20 protein-coding genes are annotated in these 23429 nt (G+C 61.8%); 10 read left to right on the forward strand and 10 right to left on the reverse strand.

Going from position 1 to position 23429, the window contains the following annotated elements:
• Nucleotides 1-47: 47 nt before the first annotated feature.
• The 5 genes from IPK66_03685 to ubiE all read right to left on the reverse strand — a co-directional run bounded on the left by IPK66_03685 (nt 48) and on the right by ubiE (nt 4825).
• Nucleotides 48-503 (reverse strand): Rrf2 family transcriptional regulator, encoded by a 456-nt coding sequence (locus tag IPK66_03685; protein ID MBK8174396.1) that lies wholly within the window; start codon nt 501-503, stop codon nt 48-50.
• A 2-nt stretch (nt 504-505) separates the two neighbouring features.
• The gene (gene dut, locus IPK66_03690; protein MBK8174397.1) at nt 506-1003 is read right to left on the reverse strand and encodes a dUTP diphosphatase; all 498 of its coding nucleotides are present in this window, start codon (nt 1001-1003) and stop codon (nt 506-508) included.
• Nucleotides 1000-2247: a bifunctional phosphopantothenoylcysteine decarboxylase/phosphopantothenate--cysteine ligase CoaBC gene (gene coaBC, locus IPK66_03695; GenBank protein MBK8174398.1), complete on the reverse strand. Its 1248-nt coding sequence runs from the start codon at nt 2245-2247 to the stop codon at nt 1000-1002. Before coaBC ends, dut begins: the two co-directional genes overlap by 4 nt.
• 177 nt (nt 2248-2424) lie before the next feature.
• Complete coding sequence (gene ubiB, locus IPK66_03700; GenBank protein ID MBK8174399.1) at nt 2425-3951, reverse strand: 2-polyprenylphenol 6-hydroxylase; 1527 nt, start codon at nt 3949-3951, stop codon at nt 2425-2427.
• A gap of 73 nt (nt 3952-4024) precedes the next feature.
• Nucleotides 4025-4825 (reverse strand): bifunctional demethylmenaquinone methyltransferase/2-methoxy-6-polyprenyl-1,4-benzoquinol methylase UbiE, encoded by an 801-nt coding sequence (ubiE, locus tag IPK66_03705; GenBank protein ID MBK8174400.1) that lies wholly within the window; start codon nt 4823-4825, stop codon nt 4025-4027.
• Between the two features lie 33 nt (nt 4826-4858).
• Between ubiE and mutM the strand changes: the two genes are divergently transcribed.
• The 7 genes from mutM to gyrB all read left to right on the forward strand — a co-directional run bounded on the left by mutM (nt 4859) and on the right by gyrB (nt 14111).
• Complete coding sequence (gene mutM, locus IPK66_03710; protein ID MBK8174401.1) at nt 4859-5701, forward strand: bifunctional DNA-formamidopyrimidine glycosylase/DNA-(apurinic or apyrimidinic site) lyase; 843 nt, start codon at nt 4859-4861, stop codon at nt 5699-5701.
• A 50-nt stretch (nt 5702-5751) separates the two neighbouring features.
• Nucleotides 5752-6528: an enoyl-CoA hydratase gene (locus IPK66_03715; protein ID MBK8174402.1), complete on the forward strand. Its 777-nt coding sequence runs from the start codon at nt 5752-5754 to the stop codon at nt 6526-6528.
• A 180-nt stretch (nt 6529-6708) separates the two neighbouring features.
• Nucleotides 6709-6975, forward strand: coding sequence for a 30S ribosomal protein S20 (rpsT, locus tag IPK66_03720; protein ID MBK8174403.1), 267 nt, complete (start codon nt 6709-6711; stop codon nt 6973-6975).
• A gap of 652 nt (nt 6976-7627) precedes the next feature.
• Nucleotides 7628-9058: a chromosomal replication initiator protein DnaA gene (dnaA, locus tag IPK66_03725; protein MBK8174404.1), complete on the forward strand. Its 1431-nt coding sequence runs from the start codon at nt 7628-7630 to the stop codon at nt 9056-9058.
• A 186-nt stretch (nt 9059-9244) separates the two neighbouring features.
• Nucleotides 9245-10363, forward strand: a complete 1119-nt coding sequence (locus IPK66_03730) for a DNA polymerase III subunit beta (GenBank protein ID MBK8174405.1) — start codon at nt 9245-9247, stop codon at nt 10361-10363.
• Between the two features lie 38 nt (nt 10364-10401).
• On the forward strand, nt 10402-11664 hold the full coding sequence (gene recF, locus IPK66_03735; protein ID MBK8174406.1) for a DNA replication/repair protein RecF: 1263 nt from the start codon (nt 10402-10404) through the stop codon (nt 11662-11664).
• A gap of 11 nt (nt 11665-11675) precedes the next feature.
• Nucleotides 11676-14111, forward strand: a complete 2436-nt coding sequence (gene gyrB, locus IPK66_03740) for a DNA topoisomerase (ATP-hydrolyzing) subunit B (protein ID MBK8174407.1) — start codon at nt 11676-11678, stop codon at nt 14109-14111.
• A gap of 832 nt (nt 14112-14943) precedes the next feature.
• On the opposite strand, the gene IPK66_03745 is transcribed toward gyrB, so the two are convergent.
• From IPK66_03745 to IPK66_03755, 3 genes are all read right to left on the reverse strand, one after another.
• A complete protein-coding gene (locus tag IPK66_03745) occupies nt 14944-15891 on the reverse strand; it encodes a helix-turn-helix transcriptional regulator (GenBank protein MBK8174408.1) in 948 nt (315 codons plus the stop codon).
• A gap of 72 nt (nt 15892-15963) precedes the next feature.
• Complete coding sequence (locus IPK66_03750) at nt 15964-16254, reverse strand: DUF427 domain-containing protein (protein ID MBK8174409.1); 291 nt, start codon at nt 16252-16254, stop codon at nt 15964-15966.
• 69 nt (nt 16255-16323) lie between these two features.
• Nucleotides 16324-17181 (reverse strand): phytanoyl-CoA dioxygenase family protein, encoded by an 858-nt coding sequence (locus IPK66_03755; protein ID MBK8174410.1) that lies wholly within the window; start codon nt 17179-17181, stop codon nt 16324-16326.
• A gap of 247 nt (nt 17182-17428) precedes the next feature.
• On the opposite strand from IPK66_03755, the gene IPK66_03760 reads away from it, so the two are divergent.
• Both IPK66_03760 and IPK66_03765 read left to right on the forward strand, forming a co-directional pair.
• Nucleotides 17429-18223 carry an SDR family NAD(P)-dependent oxidoreductase gene (locus IPK66_03760; GenBank protein ID MBK8174411.1) on the forward strand — a complete coding sequence of 265 codons (795 nt, stop codon included), beginning with the start codon at nt 17429-17431 and terminating at the stop codon, nt 18221-18223.
• 90 nt (nt 18224-18313) lie between these two features.
• Nucleotides 18314-19192 carry a transglutaminase family protein gene (locus IPK66_03765; GenBank protein MBK8174412.1) on the forward strand — a complete coding sequence of 293 codons (879 nt, stop codon included), beginning with the start codon at nt 18314-18316 and terminating at the stop codon, nt 19190-19192.
• A 54-nt stretch (nt 19193-19246) separates the two neighbouring features.
• On the opposite strand, the gene IPK66_03770 is transcribed toward IPK66_03765, so the two are convergent.
• Nucleotides 19247-20503, reverse strand: a complete 1257-nt coding sequence (locus IPK66_03770) for an acetyl-CoA hydrolase (protein ID MBK8174413.1) — start codon at nt 20501-20503, stop codon at nt 19247-19249.
• 162 nt (nt 20504-20665) lie between these two features.
• Here IPK66_03770 and IPK66_03775 point away from each other — a divergent pair, with 162 nt between their 5' ends.
• Nucleotides 20666-22468, forward strand: coding sequence for an ABC transporter ATP-binding protein/permease (locus tag IPK66_03775; GenBank protein MBK8174414.1), 1803 nt, complete (start codon nt 20666-20668; stop codon nt 22466-22468).
• Nucleotides 22469-22496: 28 nt separating this feature from the next.
• On the opposite strand, the gene IPK66_03780 is transcribed toward IPK66_03775, so the two are convergent.
• Nucleotides 22497-23420 (reverse strand): NAD(P)-dependent oxidoreductase, encoded by a 924-nt coding sequence (locus tag IPK66_03780; GenBank protein ID MBK8174415.1) that lies wholly within the window; start codon nt 23418-23420, stop codon nt 22497-22499.
• Between the last annotated feature and the right edge of the window lie 9 nt (nt 23421-23429).

Raw genomic sequence — 23429 nt, forward strand, 5'->3', positions numbered from 1 at the left:
CACCGTTTGGCAACGCCATCGATCGCGCTGCGAACGTCGCCATGTGTTCATATGGAGAAATCCAGGTTGTTACGCCCTTCGCTGACAATGCCGACGAGGTCCGCACGATTGCACAGATCGTCCATCGTCACATCGTCAAGGCGAGAGAGCAGTTCGCCCTGAAGTTCGACCCACAGTGGGCGCACAACCCGCACTCCCAGGGGAGAACCGCCGGGATCCTTTGTCGTTTCTTCGTCCGGGTCGCTGTTGCGAACGATGCGAACCACTTCACCCACGGTTATCCGCCGCCGCTCGCGGGCAAGGCGGTATCCGCCACGAGGTCCGCGCACGCCCACGAGGATACCGCTGCGGACGAGATTTTGCAGCGCCTGCTCGAGGTAGCGCCGGGGAATGCCCTGTCGGCGTGTGATCTCGCGGCTCTGCACCGGCTCGGAGCCCGCGTGGTAGGCAATGTCGAGGACGGCCTCGATCGCGAACAGCGTCTTGCGCGAGAGTTTGAGCATTCTCACGCACTCCTATCGTCAGCGTAACCGGCGCGGGACCTCGTCGGCGCGTCGGTGCCGGTCGAGCCGAAGCCGCCCGACTCGCGCGCGGTCTGCGCCAATTCGTCAGCCTCGTTCCACTGGAACGTAACGACGGGAGCGACGACGAGCTGGGCGATGCGCATGCCACGCTCGACGACAAAGTCAGCGTTGCTGTGGTTGATCAGTATCGCGGCGATCTCACCGCGATAGTCCGCATCGATGGTCCCGGGGCTGTTGAGTATGGTGACGCCATGGCGCGCGGCGAGTCCGGAACGCGGGCGAACTTGAGCCTCGTAGCCGTCCGGGAGCGCGATAGCGATGCCGGTCGGCACCAGCGCGCGTGCGCCGGGCGCGAGCCGCAGCGGCTGATCGATGGCGGCGAGTAAATCCGCCCCCGCAGCCTGGGCCGATGCGTATGCGGGCAGCGGCAGGTCCTTGGCGTGCGACAGGCGCCGGACGTCAATCCGCAGCGGCGTCATCGCGGCATGCCGTCGAGGGCATCGGCAATGCGCAGAGCCAAGCGTGCAGCGACGTCATGCTTGCTCATTGGCGGCCAGTCTTCAATGCCGTCTGCCGTGATCAGATGAACCGTGTTGTGTTCGCCGCCGAACGTGCCGCTCGCCGTAGAGACGTCGTTGGCGACAATCCAATCGCAGCCCTTGCGGATCCGTTTGGCGTGGGCGTACTCGACGATGCGCGTCGTCTCCGCTGCAAACCCGATGACGAGGCGCGGTCGGCGCTCGCCGTGACCGCTCAACGTCGCCAGAATGTCCGGATTTTCGGTTAATTCGAGCACCGGAGGCGCCGCGCCGGGCGTTTTTTTCATTTTCTGCAACGCCGCCTGAACCACTCGCCAATCGCTGACGGCGGCCGCGCAAACAGCGACGTCAACCGGCAGTGAATCCTCGCATGCGCAGAGCATTTCGGATGCGGTCTCGACTTGGCGTGCCGTCACGCCGGGCGGATGGGCGAGTGCCGTCGGTCCGCAGACGAGCACCGTATCCGCTCCGAGTCCGGCTATCGCCGCAGCGATGGCGTGGCCCTGACGGCCGGACGAGTGGTTCGAGATGTAGCGGACCGGATCGATCGGCTCGCGCGTGGGGCCGCTGGTAACGAGCGCGCGCACGCCCGCGAGCCGCCCGGTCTGGACAAGGGCGGTTTGACCAAAGCCGGTTTGACTAAAGAACATCTCGATGGCGGCGAGAATTTCTTCGGCCTCCGCCATCCGTCCTGGCCCCCATTCGCCGCACGCCATCTCGCCTGCGTTCGGCCCGACGCTCACCACGCCGCGCTGTTTCAAAGTGGCAAGGTTGGCCTGGGTCGCGGGATGTTGCCACATGCGCACGTTCATCGCCGGTGCCACGAGCACCGGCTTATCGGTGGCGAGCAGCGCCGTCGATGCTAGGTCGTCGGCAATTCCGGCCGACATTCGGGCGAGAAGATCGGCCGTCGCTGGTGCCACTACGACGAGATCTGCTTCCCGCGACAAACGGATGTGACCCATTTCGTGTTCATCGGTCAGCGAGAACAGCTCGGAATAGACCTTGTCCTCGCTTAGCGCCGCGACCGACAGGGGCGTAACGAACTGCGTACCGGCCGCTGTCAAAATACACCGCACCGCCGCACCGTGCTCGCGCAGCCTGCGGATGAGCAGCAAGCACTTGTAGGCGGCGATACCGCCAGCGATGACGAGGAGGATGCGTTTGCCGCGAAGCCCGCTCATTTCACAGTTTAACTCTTTTTTTAGTGTTGAACACCGTACTGGCTTTCCGGTGGGCAGGCAAGACTGGGCCTTAGGTGCGTTCCGTGCAGCATCGAGTCCTAAATAACCGCGATGACGTCAGCCCGGCTTGAGCGAACTCGAGGCGTTTCGCTCACGCTCTTCGAAACGCAGCCCTGCTCAGCGGATCAGCATGCCCAGCAGGATTGCTGCGAGAAAGGCGGCGACGATCCAGCCGGAGACGCCAGCGCGCGGTGGGGATGACCGCTGCAGGAATTCGGGATTAATTGTGCTTGCACTGTCGGCGAGTAGAGAGACGATGCGGTCAACCCGGTGAATGAGAGCCGGTACCTGTTGGATAATACCCACGGTTTCCTCGGCGGCGTCGCGCAACCGTCCTTGCGGGCCTAGATTTTCGATTGTCCACGCTTCGATGAGCGGACGGGCCAGAAACCACATGTTCGCTTCCGGCTCGACTTTGCGGCCGGTTCCTTCGGCGACCAGCATCGTCTTTTGCAGAAGAAGAAGCTGAGGTTGCAACTCCATCGAGAACGTCTCGGTGATCTGAAACAACTGGCCGAGCAGGCTTGCCACTGAAATTTCGTTTTGCTGCCGGTCAAGGATCGGCTCGGCGATCGATCGGCAGGCTTGAGCGAAGGCGTCTATCGAGCGGTCGGCGGGAATCCAGCCGGCGGCGAAGTGGACACGGGCGGCAAGACGAAAATCGCGGCTCAAAAACGCCAAAAGAAGTTGGGCCAGATGCCGCCTCGTCTTTCGGTCCAATCGTCCCATGATGCCGAAATCAACCGCTGCGATGCTGCCATCGGCGCGAACGAATAGGTTTCCCGCATGCATATCGGCGTGGAAGAATCCGTCGCGGAACACTTGATGAAAAAACGCCTCCGCCGCGCGGGTCAGAACCTTGAGCGGGTCGTGGCCTGCGGCGATCAACGCATCACGCTCGTCGATCTTGATGCCCGAGACGCGCTCAATCGTGAGCACGCGCTTGCCGGTGCGGGTCCAGTCTACGACGGGGACATGAAAGGTACGATCGCCGACGAAATTCTCGGCGAGTTCCGCGGACGCGGCTGCCTCGAATCGCAGATCCATCTCGACGGCGACGGAATCGGCGAGCATGCCCACGGCTTCGACCGCGCGCAGGCGGCGCAGCGCCGGAACGTGCGTTTCGATCAGTTCACCGATCCACAAGAACAGGTCGAGGTCGCGGGCGAATGCTTTTTCTATGCCGGGACGCAGGACCTTCACCGCCGCCTCTCGCCCCTCACGATCGACGGCGAAATGGACCTGCGAAATCGAGGCGGCAGCGACGGGCGTCGGATCGAAGGACGCGTAGAGGTCGTCAAGCGGCCGGCCGAACTCCTCGAGGATCGTTGCGCGCACCTGCTCGAACGGAAAGGGAGGCAACCGGTCCTGCAACTCAGCAAGGTCGCGCGACAACTCATCGCCCACCAGATCGGAGCGACTTGCGAGCGTCTGACCAAATTTTATGAACGAAGGGCCGGCGTCCTGCAGCGCTTTCGCCAACCGCTGTCCGGGACGCCCGGGTCGGCGGGGAGTCAGCAACGTCGCGAAAGAGACGAGCGGCTTTACAGCCCGGAATCGCTCGAAGACGAACAAGGCGTCATGGCGGGCGAGCGTCCAGGCGAGTCCGCACAGACGTATGCCATTGCGCAGATCGCGGATCATTCGCGCCGCTCTCCCATCGCGCCCGTGGTCCGGCGCAATCCGGGCGCAGGCCCGGAAGATGCCAGCGGCATGGTCAGGTACGCCAAGCGGAATGTAGGGCGGCAATTCCGCCCGAAAGGTTGCGCCAGGAGACGAGGTCGAAGCCAGCGGCGCGGATCATCTGCGCGAATGTGTCTTGCGACGGAAAACGGCGGATACTTTCCGCCAGGTAGCGGTAGGAATCAGCATCGCGCGCAACGATGGCCCCTAAGGCGGGAAGCACGCGAAACGAATATGTATCATACAACCGGTCGAGCATGGGCAACGATACTCGGCTGAATTCCAGACATAAAAAGCGGCCGCCCGGCCTGAGCACGCGGCGGGCTTCGGTTAGCGCCGAGTCAATGCGGGTGACGTTGCGGATGCCGAAGGCGATGGTGTAGGCGTCGACGCTGGCATTGGCGATCGGCAGCTGCTCGGCATCACCGCACGTCCAGTCAATCTGTGAAATCCAGCCGCGGTTTATTCCGCGGTCGCGTCCACGGGCGAGCATCTCCGTGTTGATGTCAGCCACGATCACTCGCGTTCCGCCACGTTCCAGAAAGCGAAAGGCGATATCGCCGGTGCCCCCGGCGACGTCGAGCAGCAGCATGTCTGGCTGCGGGTTCAGCCAGTCGAGCATCGCCGACTTCCACACCCGATGCACGCCGGCGCTCATCAGGTCGTTCATCAGGTCGTAACGACTGGCGACGGAATCGAAGACGGCGCCGACCATAGAGCGCTTCTCGACTTCCGGAACGGTGCGAAAACCGAAGTGCGTCGTTGCCTTCGCGGCGTCGGCCGCATCGTTGGAGTCGCCGGAGGGGAAAATTGTTTCTGACATGCCGCGAACCATAGCCGACGACAGCGGACCGCGCTAGCGTAGGCCATGCCTGAGCTTCCGGAAGTTGAAACGGTGCGCCGCGGCCTGCTGCCAGTGCTCGTCGGGCGGCGAATCGCCGACGTCGTCCAGCGCCGTGCGGACCTGCGTGCGCCCATGCCCGAGCGATTTGCCACGCGTCTCACCGGACGGCGGGTCGAGGACATTGGCCGGCGAGGCAAGTACCTCCTGTTCTACCTAGACAGCGCGGAGGTGTGGATCGCCCATCTTGGCATGTCCGGACGCTTTTGCATCGATCGTAGCGACGTCTTGCCGCCGGGACCGCACGACCATTTGATCTTGCGCACCGATGATGGCGGGCGGATCAGGTTCAATGATCCGCGCCGGTTCGGTTTCATGGACCTCACGCCCGCCGCCGGACTCGACCGGCATCCGCAACTTGCCACGCTTGGCCCCGATCCTCTCGCGCCTGCCTTCGATGCCGCTTGGCTCGATGCGAAACTTGCCGGGCGGTCGATGCCGATCAAGCCTGCCATCCTCGATCAGCGAATCGTCGCCGGAATGGGAAATATCTATGCCTCGGAGAGCTTGTTCCATGCCGGGATTTCGCCTGAACGGTGCGCCGCGAGTGTCGTCGGCAGCTGCGCCAGGCGGCTTGCCGACGCGATCAAGTCGGTATTGACTGACGCGATCGCGGCCGGCGGTTCGAGCCTTCGCGATTACGTCCGGCCGTCCGGCGAACTCGGTTTCTTCCAGTTCCAATTCGCGGTATATGGTCGCGCAGGCGAGCCGTGTCCGGGATGCCTCTGCGAACAATCGCAAGGAGGTGGCATCCGTAAGATCGTGCAGAGCGGCCGCTCAACCTTCTACTGCGGCCGCCGTCAACACTGACCGGGACGGCCATCCGGAAAATAACATCGAGGGATGAGGAGAAGACGGACATGGCGTACGAGATGATCATCGCCGAGACCCAAGGTGCGGTCGGCGTCATCACGCTCAATCGGCCGAAGGCGTTGAACGCGCTTTGCAATCAGCTTGTCGGCGAAATCGGCCAGGCGCTTGACGCGTTCGAGGCCGATGATGCGATCGGCGCCATCGTCTTGACCGGCAGCGAGAAAGCGTTTGCTGCCGGGGCCGATATCAAGGAGATGAAGGATAAGTCCTTCATGGATTGCTACCTTGAGGACTTTATCACCTCGTCATGGGAGCGCACCGCAAAGTGCCGCAAACCGGTTGTCGCGGCGGTTGCCGGTTTCGCGCTCGGTGGTGGGTGCGAGCTTGCGATGATGTGCGATTTCATCATCGCAGCGGATACCGCCGTCTTCGGCCAGCCGGAAATCACCATTGCCGCTATCCCGGGTGCCGGCGGCACCCAGCGGCTGACGCGCGCCGTTGGCAAGGCCCTGGCGATGGACATGTGCCTGACCGGACGGCAGGTGAAGGCCGAGGAGGCACTGCGGGCCGGGCTCGTCGCACGGGTCGTGCCGGCCGCCGATCTGATGACGGAAACGATGAAGGCGGCGAATAAAATTGCCGCAATGTCGCGGCCGATCGCCATGCTCAACAAGGAGATGGTGAACCGGGCGTTCGAGATGACCCTGGCCGAGGGTATCCGCTTCGAGCGGCGGATGTTCCATGCCGTTTTCGCGACCGAGGACCAGAAGGAAGGCATGAACGCGTTCGCCGAGAAGCGCAAGCCGGAATGGCGCAACCGCTAGACGGCCGAAACGCATCGGCGAACGACGAACACCGCGGGTGGACAGCACTGTCCGCCCGCGTCACTTGTGAAGACATCAGGTGCGGTCAACCGGGTGGTACGCGACAAGGTTGACGCGTCGTCCCGAGACGTTTAGAAGTGCCGCGCCTCAGAGGCAGCAAACTCCAAAGAAGGTAACGCAATGGCTCAGCACGCTTCAGCCAAGAAGCGCATTCGGCAAACGGAAAAACGCACCGAAATCAACCGCGCGCGGGTTTCGCGCATTCGGACGTTTGTGCGCAAGGTTGAAACTGCCATCGCCAGCGGCAGGAAGGATGAGGCCCTTGCGGCGTTCAATCTGGCACAGCCAGAACTGATGCGCGGTGCAAACAAGGGCGTGGTTCATCAAAATACCGTTGCTCGCAAGCTTTCGCGTTTGGCCCGGCGCATCAAATCTATGTCCGTCTGACGCTCTCAACGGCGGCCTGCGCTCGCTTTCCGAACTATACTCTGAATTGTCGTCCGTTGCTTGGCTTGGTAGCCGCGCGACGCCTGATGCCGCGCGGTTGGGTCAAGAGATTTTTTTTTGTCGTTCTGCATTCGGTCACGTTGCGCACCGATCCGGCGGCTATTAAAGTTCTTTGCTCGAGTGCACCCATAAAAAGCCGGTAAAAAAAGACCTTCCTTAGGGAGGGATGCAGAGGGTTTTTGCAGAGGGGTGTATTAAAGATGATGACCTGGGATTTGTCGGCTTTTCGCTGCTCGATTTTAATTAGGATAACGCGCGAAGCTTGCGGGTAATCAGTTCATTCCGACGGGGTGTACTTGTGAGGAATTGCCGTCCGAAGCGCTTATGACATTTGCAAACGGCCCGCCATTAAGATCCGACGCAAGTGACTACGATCCACGTCCGGTGGAAGTCAGTTTACCGAATAGAAAAATTAAGAAGATTTAAGAAAAGTCGGTTAGCCGCTGGAGAAGCAGTCTTCTCTGTGGCCGGGCGGGTTGTGCTTCGCTGGTGGTAAGCGCTGCCTTGTGGTTGCGTCAACCACAAGGCAGCGGACGAAAGTCACCCCGTTACGGCCCACGCGGAGCGGACTAACAACCGATACGGGTTCATTATGAATAATGAGAGTTGCTCAACTTCGCTCGACTTTCAGTGGAAGCGTGTGAGCGGGCTGCTCCGCGCCGAGGTTGGCGAAGCCGCCTATCGAAGCTGGCTGAAGCCGATGATGGTGCAGGGTGAAAACGGTGGTCTCGTTGTCATGACTGTGCCAACGCGCTTCATGCGCGACTGGGTGATGGCCCACTATGCGGACCGTCTTCGCGCGTTGTGGGGCGGTGAGAATCCTTCGGTTCGTGGGATCGACATTATCGTAAATGGTGACCGGGAGGTCGCAACATCGAGCGATATGCTTGGTGCGCGCACCTGTGCGCCTGCGCAGATCGCCGCGGTGTCATCAGCGCAGCCAGCGCGAATGTCGCCAGCCTCCGGGATGAACGGCGGGAGCAGCAAGTTCGTCGACGAAATCAGCGCGCCGCTCGATCCGCGCTTCACCTTCGATCATTTCGTGGTCGGCAAGCCTAACGAGTTCGCCTACGCGGCAGCCCGCCGGGTATCGGAAGCGAAGCGCGTCCCGTTCAACCCGCTTTTCCTTTATGGCGGTGTCGGCCTTGGCAAGACACATCTGATGCACGCCGTTGCCTGGAGCATCCGCCAAGGAGATCCTCGGCGTACGGTCGTCTATCTATCTGCTGAAAAATTTATGTACCGGTTCATTCGCGCGCTGCGCGAGCAAAACACGGTCGATTTCAAGGAACAATTCCGCTCCGTTAATGTCTTGATGATCGACGACGTTCAATTTATTAGCGGCAAAGAATCCACCCAGGAAGAATTTTTTCATACTTTCAATACCCTCGTCGATCAGGGCCGGCAGATTGTGCTCAGTGCTGACAAGTCGCCTTCCGACCTGGAGGGAATGCAGGAGCGCCTGAAATCGCGGCTGAACTGCGGACTGGTCGCAGATATTCACGCAACGACGTACGAACTCCGCCTCGGCATTCTTCAGTCAAAGGCAGATCAACTCGGCATCGAGATGCCGCAAAAGGTGATGGAGTTTCTCGCCCATCGCATCACTTCGAATGTGCGGGAACTCGAAGGTGCGCTCAACCGCGTCGTTGCGCACGCGCAGCTCATCGGTCGCGCCATCACCATTGATACCACACAGGAGGTCCTGCACGACCTCTTGCGCGCGAACGACCGCCGGATCACCATTGACGACATCCAAAAACAGGTGGCAGCGCACTTCAACATCCGCATTGCCGATATGTATTCGGCGCGGAGGGCTCGCTCGGTGGCCCGCCCGAGACAGGTGGCGATGTACCTCGCCAAGCAGCTCACATCGCGTTCTCTACCCGAGATCGGCCGCAAATTCGGCGGCCGCGATCATACGACAGTGATGCACGCCGTCCGCAAGGTCGAAGAATTACGTGACGGTGATGCGGCGTTTGCCGAAGATCTGGAGCTTCTAAAGCGAATGTTGCAGGGGTGAGCCCTTACAGCGTCCAGCGCTAGGAATTCGTTACCGGCTCAATCGAGCTTTGCTATACTGCGCCGGGCAACGTCATCTTTCCGCCATTGATCGAAGCTCTGCGATACTAACGCGGATTTGTCGTGCGCCCGGTAGCATCGTCCCCTCTGGGTCGAGGGCGGGAACAGTTCGGGTCGTCATAAGCAAATGAAAGTCACCATCGAACGCGCGCAGCTCCTGAAGTCGCTCGGGCACGCGCAAAGCGTCGTCGAACGACGCAACACCATTCCGATCCTCTCCAACATCAAGATGCAAGCGGAGTGTGACGAGCTGAGGCTCACGGCGACGGATATGGATATCGAGATCGTCGAATCGGTCCCCGCCGTCGTCATTGCCGCTGGCGCGACGACGGTGCCCGCGCACACGCTTTACGACATTGTCCGCAAGCTACCGGACGGCGCTCAGATCGAACTCGAATCCAGTTCCGGCGGGGAGCGCCTGACCCTGCGCTGCGGCCGGTCGCGCTTTGCCCTCGCATGTCTGCCGATCGAGGATTTCCCGGCGCTGACGGGTAGCGAGCTGCCCTTTCGCTTTCGCCTTGCCGCCGCCGATGTGCGCTCCTTGATCGATCGTACGCGATTCGCGATTTCGACCGAGGAGACCCGCTATTATCTAAACGGAATCTACCTGCATACCGTGCGACACGACAGCGTCGACGTGCTGCGTGCGGTCGCCACCGACGGCCATCGTTTGGCTCGGGTCGAGCTGCCCGTGCCTGCCGGCGCACAGGGAATGGCGGGGGTAATCATTCCGCGCAAGACGGTGAGCGAGGTTCGCAAGATCGTTGATGAGGCGAGCGAAGAGGTCGAGATCGCCCTTTCCGAGACGCAAATTCGCTTTGGCATCGGGCCGGCGCTGCTGACCTCAAAGCTGATTGACGGCACCTTTCCCGACTACGAGCGGGTGATCCCCGAACATAACGATAAGCAGCTCGATGTTGTCTGCCGCGATTTCAAGAGTGCCGTCGATCGTGTCTCGGCGATTTCCAATGACCGGACGCGAGCGGTCAAGCTTAAGCTGGCGAATGGCGTGCTTGAGCTCTCGGCCAACAGTCCGGAACACGGAAGCGCCACAGAAGAACTCGAAGTCCAATACGAGGGCGAAGCGATGGAGATCGGGTTCAATTCCCGCTATCTTCTCGATATCGCTGACCAGATCGGAGGCGACAATGCTCGACTATCGATGGCTGACGCAGCATCGCCAACGATCCTGCACGAGCTGGATGACAGGAGCGCCATCTACGTGCTGATGCCGATGCGGGTGTGACGGATACGCGCGCGCGCACTCGATCGGAGTTGTCGAACCTGGATACGGCATATCAAGCGGAAGCGACTGCGGCGAGGACCGCAGGGCAACTCGTTGTCAGCCAGCTTGTGTTGAGGAATTTTCGCTGCCACCGTTCGCTTCGGCTCGACCTCGGTCCGGAGCCGGTTGTGCTTGTCGGCGCCAACGGCTGTGGCAAAACCAGCGTTCTTGAAGCGCTGTCGCTGCTAGCCCCGGGACGCGGCCTTCGACGGGCCCGGCTGCCCGAGATGGTGCGCGCCGATGAAGGAGCCGCGGCGATTGCCTGGTCGATCGCCGCGCGGCTGGTCAATCGCTCGGGTCCGATCGACCTGCTGACCAGTTTCGCAGCGGATGCGAACGCTGCTCGCGACCGGCGGCAGGTCAAGATTGACGGGCAACCGGCCCGTGGACGAGCCGCGCTCGCCGAGGCCCTGGCCGTCATCTGGCTGACGCCGGACATGGACCGCCTGTTCACGGACGGGCCTGCCGCGCGTCGTCGTTTTCTCGATCGGGTGGTCTGGGGAATCGATCCTGCGCATTCGGCGCGCGTTGCCGCGTATGAGCGGGCGATGTACCAGCGATCCGTGTTATTGCGGCGGTCGACGGTCGAACTGTCCGCAGATCCCTCATGGCTTGACGCTCTTGAAGAGACGATGGCGCGCTTGGGCGTCGCCGTCGCCGCCGCACGCCGACAAACGGCGACACAACTTTCGCAGATCCTGAGCACAATGAACGACGGCTTCCCTCCGGCGTCGGTCACCATGCGGGGATCCCTCGAAGATTGGCTCGATGCTGTCCCGGCGCTGACGGTCGAGGACCGGTTTCGTGTGGCGCTTGCATCGGCGCGGCGGGGCGATAGCGAGAGTGGCGGCGCGGCATATGGTCCACATCGCTCGGATATGCGAGTACTGCACACTGGCAGCCAGCGCCCGGCGGAAACCTGCTCGACGGGCGAGCAAAAGATGCTGCTCGTCGGACTTGTTCTGGCCGGTGCCCGCCTGCAGCAACGTGAACGCCGTGAAGCGCCGCTGTTGCTGCTCGACGACGTCGTCGCGCATCTCGACGCTCGCCATCGTTATGCCGTGTTCGCCGCCGTCGACGCGCTCGCGGCGCAGGTATGGTATACTGGTACCGATTTAACCCCATTCCTGCCGCTCGGCGATCGGGCGCAGATCGTCCGCATCGAGCAGGCGAACGACGGTCACGACGTTGAACCCGAGAACGAACTCGGCAACGGCGCGAGCGGCGATGGTCGGTCCTTTGAAGCGGAGTGGCTCCGATGAATGACGGCAAGATGATCGAAGCCGCAGCCGAGGCCTACGGCGCCGCTTCGATTAAGGTTCTCCGGGGTCTGGATGCCGTGCGCAAACGGCCGGGTATGTATATCGGCGACACCGACGACGGCTCCGGCCTTCATCACATGATTTATGAGGCTGTTGACAACGCGATCGACGAAGCGCTCGCCGGCTATTGCGATACCATCCACGTGCAGCTCAATGCCGACGGATCGGTGACGGTCATCGATAATGGTCGGGGCATTCCGGTCGATATTCATCAAGAAGAAGGCGTTTCCGCAGCGGAAGTGATCATGACCCGTCTGCACGCCGGCGGAAAGTTCGATCAGAACTCATACAAGGTTTCCGGCGGTCTGCATGGCGTTGGAATATCCGTCGTCAATGCGATTTCGGATTGGCTGGAACTGCGCATCTGGCGTGCCGGCAAGGAGCATCGCATGCGCTTTCGCGCTGGCGACGCCGAGGCTCCGCTGGCCATCATCGGCGATGCGCCCACCAACGAGGACAACCGTCCGCTCACCGGCACGCAACTCACCTTCCTGCCTTCGCCATCGATCTTCACTCGCACCGATTTCGACCTTGCCACGCTCGAGCATCGCCTGCGCGAATTGGCCTTTCTCAATTCCGGCGTTCGGCTGCAGCTCACTGACGCTCGCTCGGTCAGTCCCCACGCCGTCGACCTGCACTACGATGGCGGATTGGTCGCCTTCGTTACCTACCTCGATCGTTCCAAAACGGTATTGACGCCGGCGCCAATCAGCATCCACGGCGAACGCGACAACATTATCGTCGACGCTGCCCTGCAGTGGAACGACAGCTATCATGAAACGATGCTGTGCTTTACCAACAACATCCCACAACGAGACGGAGGCACGCATCTCGCCGGCTTTCGCGGCGCGCTCACGCGCACAATTCAAGCGTACGCCGCGGCAGGCGCCGGCAAGAAAGAAAAGGTGTCGATTACCGGCGATGACGCGCGTGAGGGATTGACGTGCGTGCTATCGATCAAGGTGCCTGACCCCAAATTCTCCTCACAAACGAAGGAAAAACTCGTCTCCTCTGAGGTCCGGCCTGTGGTCGAGGGGCTCATCAGCGAGCATCTCGATCGATGGATGGAAGAAAATCCGGGTGATGCACGCAAGGTAATCGCAAAAATCGTCGAAGCTGCAGTCGCGCGGGAAGCCGCGCGCAAGGCGCGCGAGTTCACCCGGCGCAAGGGCGCGCTGGAAATCTCTTCTCTACCGGGCAAACTCGCCGACTGCCAGGAACGTGATCCGGCGAAAAGCGAGCTATTCCTGGTTGAGGGCGATTCCGCGGGCGGTTCGGCTAAGCAGGCGCGCAATCGCACGAACCAGGCGATCCTTCCCCTTCGCGGTAAGATCCTCAATGTCGAGCGTGCCCGGTCCGACAAAATCCTGGGATCGGCTGAGATCGGTACGTTGATCACCGCACTCGGCACCAGTATCGGTCGAGAAGACTTCGACATTGGCAAATGCCGATATCATAAAATCATCATTATGACGGACGCAGATGTTGACGGCAGCCATATCCGTACCCTTTTGCTGACATTTTTCTTTCGTCAGATGCCTGAAATTATCGAGAAAGGTTATCTTTACATCGCTCAGCCCCCGCTTTACAGGGCAAAGCGGGGCTCTTCAGAAATTTACCTAAAAGACGATCCTTCATTGCAGGAACATCTCTTTGCGGCGGCGATCGATGAGGGGGCTGTCTTCGAAAGCTTTTCGGGGGAGCAGATTGCCGGCCCGGATCTGCGCGCACTCGCCGAGGATGCGCGCAGCATGAAAACGCTGCTTGAGCGCCTGGCGCAGCATCTGCCCCTGCGCATCGTCGAGCAGGCGGCGATCGCTGGCGCGTTTGACCCGCGGCTTCTCGCCGACCCAGACCAGGCCTCTGGCATGGCCGAGTCGATCGCCGCCCGTCTCGACGCGATCGAGACCGTGGTCGACCGTGGCTGGCATGGCTCGGCAAGCAGCGGTGGTGGCTTTGCGTTCATGCGAACCGTGCGAGGGGTCAGCGAACGCCATGTCTTTGATTCTGCGGTTATCGAAAGCAGCGAGGCGCGTCGCCTTAATAGCAAGGCCGCTCGTTTGCAGGAAATATTCAGCGAACATGGCCGACTCCTGGTCAAAGACAAGGAGCATGCGATCACCGGCCCGGTAACGCTGGTCGACACCATTACAGGGCTCGGTCGCAAGGGAATCGCCATCCAGCGCTTCAAGGGCCTCGGCGAAATGAACCCCGAACAGTTGTGGACGACGACGCTTGATCCCAACGCGCGGACGCTGCTGCAGGTTCGCGTCAACCATGCCGACGATGCGGAGGAGGTCTTCTCGACTTTGATGGGAGATACCGTTGAGACGCGTCGCGAATTTATCGAGGAAAACGCGCTAACGGTGTCGAACCTCGACGTCTAGGCAGTAGCGCTTGCGCCGGGCGCTTCGCAGTAAAGTGCCCGGCGCAAGCGCCGTCCAACTTTCAGATGCCCGGTTGCCAACCTGACCGGAGAGAGGGTGGAGAGTGGCGTCTTCCCTCCACACTCTGGCGAGCCAGTCGACGGCGTCAAGCTCAGTCGGTTCCGGTGAAGAAATCCCAATACCGCTGAGGATCGCAGAGATCTTCAAGCTTTGCCGACCTGGAGCGGCGAAGTCCGTCAAATTCAGCTTCAAACGGCAGCAACGGTGCGGACTCCGTTGCGGTTTCGGTCGCGCTGTTCAATCGGTCGGAGGAGCGAAAAAACGTGTCCATGAAACGTCTCCTAATCTTATCCCGGGTGGTTCTTACCGGGCTCTCGTGCATCCTTCGCGTCCCTCAAGACTGAGAAGCGCGAATATCGAGCCACCTCGCTCCATTCGCCGAGGTGAGCCCTGCCGCATGCCCGGTGATGTGGTGAGAATGCGAACAGGCCTCAAACCTAGCGGGCGAGTGTGCGCCGAGTCGAGAGGAAAACGGCGCAACGTTTCATTCGTCGCCTTTAATGTGGTGTATTTGGCACAATATCGGTGGATTTTGGTAATTTTATTTCTCAAACTGCTGCATGAGATCACATGACACCGGGTCTCAAAGCGAACACGGACGGCTGCCAGCAACGCTTTGGACGCCGATATTGTCGCGAATCGCAGGGTGGTAAGTCGGTTGTAACCGCCCGGTATGATTGCACGTCGTCCCGCCGTGCCGTCCACAGAAACAATCGCCGGCGGGGAACGCGCGTGGATTCAGCACGGATACGGCCGGGGCAGAGCGGAGACGTTAAGGTAAGTAAATCGCGAGCGGCTGCGTCCAGGAAAACACCCGCACAAGGCCACCGGCCTCCTCGATCGCCCGCTGAATTTGCGAGACTCGGGGTGGCGAGACACCGGCGAGCGCGGCGACCTCCTTGAGCGACAGATTGGCGGCGCGGCGCAGCAAATATACCGTCACGCGAAAGACGTCCTGCCGTGCATGGCGGTCGAGCGCCGTTGTGGCGGCGACTCCGGCGGCAGTGGCGACAGCGTCGATGATTGTCTCGCGGGTGGGACGGTCGGGACAAAGCATCGCGCGCGGGATCTGCTCGCTTGGCCGTGACCGTGCCCGCTCCGCCATCGACCGGAGGAAGGCTTCGCTCCCGAGGTACATCTGAGCCCGGACCGAGGCCCACGGAGAGGGGGCGTTCTTGCCCTCAGCCACGAATAGGCGATAGGCCTTGCGCGTTCCTTCCGGCGCACCCGCGAATTCGGCGAGGATATCGTCGATGACCAGCCACGGCGGACCCTGCCGGTTCTTAGCGAGCAATCGATGACTCGACCATTCCCAATGTCCGGGTCGCTTGGCGAGCCCCGCGTGCACCGGAGCCCAGGCGAGATCACGCGCGAGACGGGCGATCCATACGGCCTTTTCGATAACGATCGCCTTGTATCGGCCCTGAAACAGGTGGCCGACCCGGCCGTGCCGGCGATTGAACCACTGGGAATACATCGCGTTCAAACGACCGATCCCCCGGCCGAGATTGGCTTCGGGTGTTTCGATCAAAAGGCGATACTGATCATCGAGCAGACAAAATCCGTGACAGCGCCAGCGATGCTGTGCAACTTCCCGTCCCAAAAGCTCGATAAACGCCCGCCGATCGCCGTCCTTCAGGAAAATGGTCTGCCCGGCGTTCCCGCGTGCACTTACGTGATAGACGGCGTCGGCGAATTCAATCCGTAATGGCCGCGACATAATTCTAAAACAATAGGTTGGCCGAAGTGGCTTGTAAATGCTTCAGCATCCGGGTCAACCAAGCATGCATCGTTATTCTTGGGTTTCGACGCTCACGCCTTTCCAGAAGGCCACGTGCCCCTTGATGCGAGCAGCCTTCGGCCTCGGATCGGGATAGAACCATGCCGCTGCCGCGTTTACCTTGCCGTCGACCACGACGTCGTAATAGTGGGCGGTTCCTTTCCACGGGCAGACGCTGGTGTGCGGCGACGGGCGCAGGTGGCCCATACGCAAGGTGGCCGCAGGAAAGTAAACGTTACCTTCAAGCAATTCGACATCTTGTGACGCGGCGATTTCAACGCCGTTCCAGACTGCTCTTGCCACGATCGTGTACCCTCGTGTTCTTATCGGCCGGGCCGGCTCCTCTGCTCCCGTGGGCATGGCGGGGGGATCTCAGTCATCGACATAGTGCGGCTCCGGGCGGCGAAACAGGTCCTCGAAATGCACCAGCACGGGGTTGCCCAACGGCAGGGGCTGCCCGTCGCGAAACGTCCATTCCCCGCGCTCGCACATCGATGCCTTGACATAGCCGTTTATGTAGAGCCGGCGATCGCCGGAGGTGTGATTTGGCCCGGAGCCGTGAAGCGTGTAGAGGTGCCAGAGGGCGACATCCCCTGGTTCGAGCACGAGCGCTTCGACGTTCCGGGGATCGAGCCCAGCCTTCGCGAGGTCGGCGCCGTCGAGTGCCCGGTCCATGATCCGACCGGGGCCGAGATCGACTTCGCCCAGGCGATGACTTCCGGAGCACATACGCATGGCTCCGTTGTCCAGCCGGTGGGGATCAATGGCGATGGCCGTCTGAACATAGCTTTCGCCGGGCTCGCGATAGGCTGAGCGCGGTCGGCGAAAGCGGATGTCCTGATGCCAGCCGAAGTCCGCCATCGCCGCTCCTGGTGGTTTCCAATGCATCTGATTGATGATCTGCTTGATGTCGCGACCGATGAGCGGCTGGAGAATGTTCAGCATCCTGCGGTCGCTCCGGACGGCGTCAAGGCGCGAATCGAAATACGATGGCCATTGCACGTAGCGTACGATCCGTCCGAGGTTGCGATCGTCGGAAACGCGAAAAAAGACATTCCCGTGCCGATAGCTGCGGGGATGTTCCATTCCTTGCGCCCAGATATCGTCGAAGGCGCGTGCAAGTAATGCAACCTCGTCCGGGGTGAACACGTGACGGACGACGGCGAAGCCGAAACGGTGAAAGTCTGCCACGTAAGGCGGGTTTTCCCCGCTACCGCCCGCCCGTTCCATGCCTTCGCACCTCACGATGGACGCTTCCACGTCGGCTCGATTTTTCGCAAACCGACTGCCAATCCTAGTTTCAACACGGTCAGAGCCTGCTGGCAACTTAATCGTTTTGGATCGTGAAAGGGACCAAGCTCCCGCCCGGCGCGATCCGCGCCAGGCATTGTGCCGTATGATAGGCTTGCCGATCGCAGGCCTAGGCGAGAGCGCCAAGCCGCAAAAGGGCCCAGCGGAACGAAAGGAGATGGCAGTCATGCGCGATTATCGGCGGGCGTTGATCACCGGTGCGACAAGCGGGATTGGTCGCGCTTTTGCTCAGGAGCTGCCGAAAGCCACGCAGCTTCTGCTGGCTGGCCGCGATGAAGCTCGCTTGGCGCAAACGGCTGAGATGCTGGCGGCAGCGGACAAGATGGTTGAGATCTGCGTCGGCGACCTTACTCGCGAGTCCGATCGGGACCGACTCGTCGAGCGGGCGGACGCCTTCGGCATCGATCTGCTGATCAATAACGCCGGTTCCTGGCACAATGGCCGCTTTCTGGACGCACCCGCCGACAGCCAGTGCCGTACGATCATGGTCAATGGACTGGCGGTCGTTGATCTTTCCCGGCGGCTACTGCCGGGGATGATCGCGCGCGCGCGCGCGGCGCGTCTTCGTGCCGGCCTGATTGTCGTCTCCTCGACGATGGCGTTCGCGCCCATCCCGTACTTCGCGACCTACGCCGCGTCGAAGGCCTTCGGACTGCACTTCGCCGAAGCGCTCGCCGAGGAACTCCGTCGCGAGCCAATCGACGTTCTGGCGCTGTGCCCCGGCGCCACGCGCAACGGGCGCGAGTTGTCCTCCCAGGACAGGTTGAAAACGCCGCGTCTGCTGCCCGGGGGTGATCCGCGCACGGTCGCAGCCGATGGCCTTGCCGCACTCGGGCGCCAGACGGTGCATATTTCCGGGCGCTTTAATCAGGCGGCCTTCGGCTCAGTAGCGCTCCCCCACCGTATGGTGGCGGGACTTTTTGGTGCCGCCATGCGTTTTGTATCCGGCAACGCGCGCTAACGCTTCTCTGTCCGCTTGGACCAGTGCTTGCATTGCTCATCCGCCCGTTTCAATGTTCCAAAGTCACGACGAAGGGGATTGCTGGAAAAGATGCCGGAGGATCAGGTTGACGGAGAAGAATCATATCCGAACATCGGCGCTGCAGATCGGGACGTCGTGCTTGCCTCTCTGCGCGCCATCGGCGAACAGATTGACGACGAGATCGACGTCGCCGAGGCCGCGCTCCTTCTGGCCGCGCTCGATCGTCGAGGCGAAAGCCTTGATCCCTACCGTGACATTCTTGCGGAAATCGCGGCCGAGGCGCGCCGGACGACCGCCCGTACTCACAGCGTCGAGATGCAGATTGCCGCGCTGACCGATCTATTGGCGGCCCGATGGAAATTCCGTGGTGACAGCGAGACCTATGACGATCCGCGCAACGCCAACCTGATCGACGTGGTCGAGCGACGGCGCGGCCTTCCCGTCGCCATTGGAATTTTGTGGCTCCACGCCGGGCGCGCCTACGGCGCGGACATAACCGGCTTAGCTTTTCCGTCCCACTTTCTGTTGCGCCTGTCCGCCCGCGGGCAGAGGGTGATCATCGATCCTTTCCACGGCGGCAAGCTGCTCGGTGCCGAGGACCTGCGCCGGATGATCAAGGACGCGCACGGCGGCGAGAAGGAAATCGAGCCGGGGCACTATGCGCCGGTCGGCAACCGCGATGTCCTGATTCGTCTGCAGAACAATCTTAAGCTCCGAGCCATCGCGGCGGACAATTTCGAACGGGCCTTGGAGATACTGGTATCGATGACGGCGATCGCGCCGCGACGCTCGGAACTGTGGTGGGAAACAGCTGTCTTGCACAGCCGGCTGGGCAACATGAAAACAGCCATCGCCGTTCTTGAAGCGTATCTCGCCGATTCGTCTGGAGATCATCGGCGGGCAGAGATCGAGGATCTGCTGAGAAGGCTGCGGGCGCGGGTGAATTAGTCCTCCGTCAATGCAGCGCGGCTCGATAGGACTGTTCGCGGCACCGCCAATCGCTCACATTGTCCGGCGACGCGTCGACCACGCGGCAGTCAATTCGTCACGAAACTGGGGAGCGGCGATGGCGATGAGGGCGCGCGCGCGCTCATCGAGCGTCTTCTCCCGCAAATCCGCAACGCCGAATTCGCTCACCACCGTATCCATATCGCCACGGGCGACGCTCACCGCCGAGCCCCGCGGAAATTCGGCGACGATCTTCGAGATGGCGCCACCTTTCGCCGCCGCCGGCAGGGCGACAATGGCGCGACCGCCGGGCGAACTGCGGGCGCCGCGCATAAAGTCCATGAGGCCGCCGGCCGCACCGACTTGCCGGCCGCCGATCATCTCGGCATTCGCCTGCCCCAGAAGATCGACTTCGATGACCGAATTGATCGCAATAAACCGCTCAATGGCGGAGAGGGTGCGGATGTCGTGCGTCCAGCCCACGGGGGCGAACCGCACCTGGGGATTGTCGGCAACGAAGTCGTAAAGCGGTTTCTGGCCCAACGCCACGCCGGCGACGATCGCTCCCTCGTCCTCGGCGATACCGCCGGCGCGGACAAGCGGCAACAGTGGGGTCGTGATCGCACCGGTATGCAAACGCAGTCCCCGGGCTCCTGTAATCGCGGAAAATACCCGTTGCACCCGACCGACACCAATTTCGAGGGTATCGCCGTCCTCAATCAGGCCGGCGATGTGTCGACCGATGGCGTCGAACACCGTATCGGGCGCATCGTCGTCCGCGAGCAACGGCGCCGGTGCCTCCACGATGTAATCGACGGCGGCCAAAGGCACACGCGTGCCAAAGGTGCGCGGCATGAGGGGGTTGACATGCGCCACTTTCAACCGGGCCTTATGCAGGATCGACGGCGTGAAGTCGTTGGCTACGCCCAGTGACAGGTTCCCTTCGGCGTCGGGAGGGGCCGTGTGCAGAAGTGCGAGGTCGATATCCGCCTGATCGCGCAACCAAGTGTATGCCGCAAAATAAGATAACGGCCGGAAGTCGACGCGCCCGGAGGCGAACGAGCCGGCGAGATCACGCGTGACGAAAAACGCGCTCGCCTGAGCTTGCGGGTGAAGGCCGGCATAATCGACGCGGTTCACGCCCGGAAGCCAGACGCCGACGAAGCGGACTCCTGCGCATACATCGGGCGCGGCGCGAAGCGCTTGCACGAACACCGCCGATTCGCCGGCCAGGCCCGGAGCGTAGACCTGCATCCCCGGTCGCAACAGCGCCGGTACGTCCTTTGCAGCGATCGATTTCGCGCTCGCCACGCTGTCGCTCCTCTCGTTCACCTCGAATAGGGTCATGCCCTGGCGTATGAGACGCCATCGTCTTCGTTCGCACAGGGTATATGCGAGGTTAACATGATTTCATTTGCGTGTGTTTTGCACTCGCCGCACAGTGCGACCAGTTCAAAGCGGCTGGGATGAACGATGAACGGTGACCTGAGCGCGCGGCTGTCGACGGCTGCGGGGTTTCTCGCCAAGCTATGGCACCTTACCATCCCGTATTGGCGGGCGACGGAGTGGGGCGAGGTGTCGATGTTCGGGCGCAAACTCCGCGTCCGCGAGCGTTGGATCGCGCGCGCTTTGCTTGCCATCGTCCTGTTTCTCAACGTCATTATCGTGTGGATCTTAAAGCTCGCCAACGACTGGAACGCGCGCTTCTATAACGCCCTTGAAGAAAAGAATGTCGACGCCTTCTGGAGCGAGCTGCGCTATTTCGCCGTCATCGCCACGCTGTTTATCCTCGTCGCCGTCTATCGGCTGTGGTTCCGCCAGATGCTGCAAATCCGCTGGCGGCGATGGCTTACCGACGTTTATTGCGGGGAGTGGCTGCGCGACCGCACCTACTATCGGTTGGAGTTGACGCAAAGCGGATCGGACAATCCGGAGCAGCGCATCCAGGAGGATTGTGATTCGTTCACGACGCAGACGCTGGCGATTGGCCTCGGCCTGATTTCGGAGGTGCTGACACTGGTCACGTTCACGGCGATCCTCTGGCAGCTCTCGGGCAGCATTACGTTGCCGATCATGGGGGGCCTTGAGGTGCCGGGCTATATGATGTGGGTCGCGGTCATTTATGCCGGTCTGGGTTCCTGGCTGACGTTCAAGATCGGCAGGCCGCTGGTGCGGGTGAATTTCGAGTTGCAGCGCTCCAACGCCGATTTCCGTTACCGGATGATCCGGGTTCGTGAAAATGCCGAGAGCATCGCCCTTTACGGGGGCGAACCGGATGAAGGCCGTCGACTGCAGGGCGCTTTCCAGGCGATCTACCGCATTTGGTGGGACTATATGCGGTATAATAAGCGTCTGACATGGTTTACCGCGTTCTATGGTCAGGCGGCGGACGTGTTCCCCATGGTCGTCGCCTCGCCACGGTACTTCGCTGGTGCCATACCCTTCGGCGTATTGACACAGACGGCGAACGCCTTTGGTCGCGTGCAGGGCGCACTGTCCTGGTTCGTCGATACGTTCTCGATCCTTGCCGACTGGAAGGCGACGACGGAGCGGCTGACAACGTTCGGCGAGGCAATAGCCGCGGCCAAGCGTGCGCAACGAAGCGAGCGGCAGTTCGACGTCGTGCCCGGAAATGCCAACGTGATTTCACTCGAGGCCGTCGATGTCGGTTTGCCGAACGGAGGCGTCCTGTTGCGCGACGTCAATCTTGCCATAGATCGCGGCCGCTCGGTCGTGGTCCAGGGTCCGTCCGGCAGTGGCAAAACCACCTTGTTCCGGGTCATCGCCGGAATCTGGCCGTTCGGACATGGCCGGATCGCGATGCCGCGCGATGCGCGTGTGTTGTTCCTCCCCCAGCGGCCTTATCTCCCCTTAGGAACGCTCAAGGAGGCGCTGAGCTATCCCGGTCAACCTGAAGATTACAGTGACGAGGCCTGTGCCGAGGCACTCGCCGTCTGCCGGCTGTCCCATCTCGCCAATCGCCTCGGCGAGAGCGGAAACTGGGCGCTGGCTCTGTCGCCGGGCGAACAGCAGCGTCTCGCGTTTGCTCGCGCCCTGCTGTACCGCCCGGACTGGCTCTTTCTCGACGAGGCCAGCTCGGCGCTGGACGAGGCAACCGAGAGTGACGTTTATCATGCATTAAAGCGGCGCCTGCCGCAGGCCACGCTGATCAGCATTGCCCACAAACCAAGCGTGCTTGATCTTCACGAGGCCATCGTCGCGATCGACCCGTGTAGTGCCACCGTTCGCGTTACGCTGCGCGAGGCTGCCGAATAGGTCCCGGCAGCGGCGGCAAGACGCTCGTCTATGCCATAGACGCCATGTTGGCGGCGCATCGCCGTTGATCATTGATCGCCGCCGCTAGCCGCGCTCGCAGGTCGTGCTGTTCGCGAAAGCCAACGACGGTGCGCAGGCGTCGCACATCGGGCACCAGATAGAGCGGGTCGTCCGGCCGATCCGGGCGCGACCCCAAGCGCACAAGATCCGATCGGCCGCAGAGGTCACCCATGAGACGGGCGACTTTGGCGATGGTAACGCTTTGGCCCGAACCGATGTTCACCGGACCACATGCACGCGAGACCGCAAGCGCGGCGATTGCCCGACCGGCGAAGGCACTGTCACAGAAGTCGCGACGGTGACGCCCCGAGCCTACGGTTGCTTCCTTGCCCGCCAACAAGGCGATCGCCAGCGAAGAAACCAGCCGGTCGGGAGGTTCGTCCGCGCCGAACAGATGAAACAGCCGCGCCCATCCGAACTCCATGCCCGCTTCAGCGCACAGGGCGGCGATGCGTGCCGCTGCCTCGCACTTGGCGCTTCCGTAGGGCGTTGCCGGCAACAGCGGGCGTGTTTCGGGCCATGCCACCGATCCCGGCGAGGTCCAGTCGTACTCGGCGCAGGAGCCGATCCCGATAAAGCGTCGGCCGCCGGCATCGCGAAAGGCCTCGGCCAAAGCGATGCTTGCCGCGCGCCAGTCTGTGTTTTCCTTCGCCGTCCAAAATAGCCCATGGCGGGTATACCAGGCGGCATGAACAAGGATATCTGGGCGGAACGCCGCGACGAGCCGGCGAGATTCGTCCTCGGCGAGAAGGTCGGCATACAGCCATTCGACACCAGGGGTCTGCGCGGCTGCCGTATGTCGCGGCGCTCGGCCAATCGCGCCAACGTGCATCCCTGATGCGGCGAGGCGCGCGGCCACGTGCCGACCAATGAAGCCGGTTGCACCGGTCACCAGAACCCG

This window comes from Rhodospirillales bacterium (assembly GCA_016712595.1).
Taxonomy (GTDB): domain Bacteria; phylum Pseudomonadota; class Alphaproteobacteria; order Rhodospirillales; family Defluviicoccaceae; genus Defluviicoccus.

What these genes read in the sequence shown, in the direction of transcription:
- coaBC (MBK8174398.1), bottom strand. Translation starts at nt 2,247, where the DNA reads ATGAGCGGGCTTCGCGGCAAACGCATCCTCCTCGTCATCGCTGGCGGT.
- mutM (MBK8174401.1), top strand. Translation starts at nt 4,859, where the DNA reads ATGCCTGAGCTTCCGGAAGTTGAAACGGTGCGCCGCGGCCTGCTGCCA.
- ubiB (MBK8174399.1), bottom strand. Translation starts at nt 3,951, where the DNA reads ATGATCCGCGATCTGCGCAATGGCATACGTCTGTGCGGACTCGCCTGG.
- IPK66_03760 (MBK8174411.1), top strand. Translation starts at nt 17,429, where the DNA reads ATGCGCGATTATCGGCGGGCGTTGATCACCGGTGCGACAAGCGGGATT.
- IPK66_03765 (MBK8174412.1), top strand. Translation starts at nt 18,314, where the DNA reads ATGCCGGAGGATCAGGTTGACGGAGAAGAATCATATCCGAACATCGGC.
- rpsT (MBK8174403.1), top strand. Translation starts at nt 6,709, where the DNA reads ATGGCTCAGCACGCTTCAGCCAAGAAGCGCATTCGGCAAACGGAAAAA.
- IPK66_03685 (MBK8174396.1), bottom strand. Translation starts at nt 503, where the DNA reads ATGCTCAAACTCTCGCGCAAGACGCTGTTCGCGATCGAGGCCGTCCTC.
- IPK66_03775 (MBK8174414.1), top strand. Translation starts at nt 20,666, where the DNA reads ATGAACGGTGACCTGAGCGCGCGGCTGTCGACGGCTGCGGGGTTTCTC.
- ubiE (MBK8174400.1), bottom strand. Translation starts at nt 4,825, where the DNA reads ATGGTTCGCGGCATGTCAGAAACAATTTTCCCCTCCGGCGACTCCAAC.
- gyrB (MBK8174407.1), top strand. Translation starts at nt 11,676, where the DNA reads ATGATCGAAGCCGCAGCCGAGGCCTACGGCGCCGCTTCGATTAAGGTT.
- dnaA (MBK8174404.1), top strand. Translation starts at nt 7,628, where the DNA reads ATGAATAATGAGAGTTGCTCAACTTCGCTCGACTTTCAGTGGAAGCGT.
- IPK66_03715 (MBK8174402.1), top strand. Translation starts at nt 5,752, where the DNA reads ATGGCGTACGAGATGATCATCGCCGAGACCCAAGGTGCGGTCGGCGTC.
- dut (MBK8174397.1), bottom strand. Translation starts at nt 1,003, where the DNA reads ATGACGCCGCTGCGGATTGACGTCCGGCGCCTGTCGCACGCCAAGGAC.
- IPK66_03755 (MBK8174410.1), bottom strand. Translation starts at nt 17,181, where the DNA reads ATGGAACGGGCGGGCGGTAGCGGGGAAAACCCGCCTTACGTGGCAGAC.
- IPK66_03745 (MBK8174408.1), bottom strand. Translation starts at nt 15,891, where the DNA reads ATGTCGCGGCCATTACGGATTGAATTCGCCGACGCCGTCTATCACGTA.
- IPK66_03730 (MBK8174405.1), top strand. Translation starts at nt 9,245, where the DNA reads ATGAAAGTCACCATCGAACGCGCGCAGCTCCTGAAGTCGCTCGGGCAC.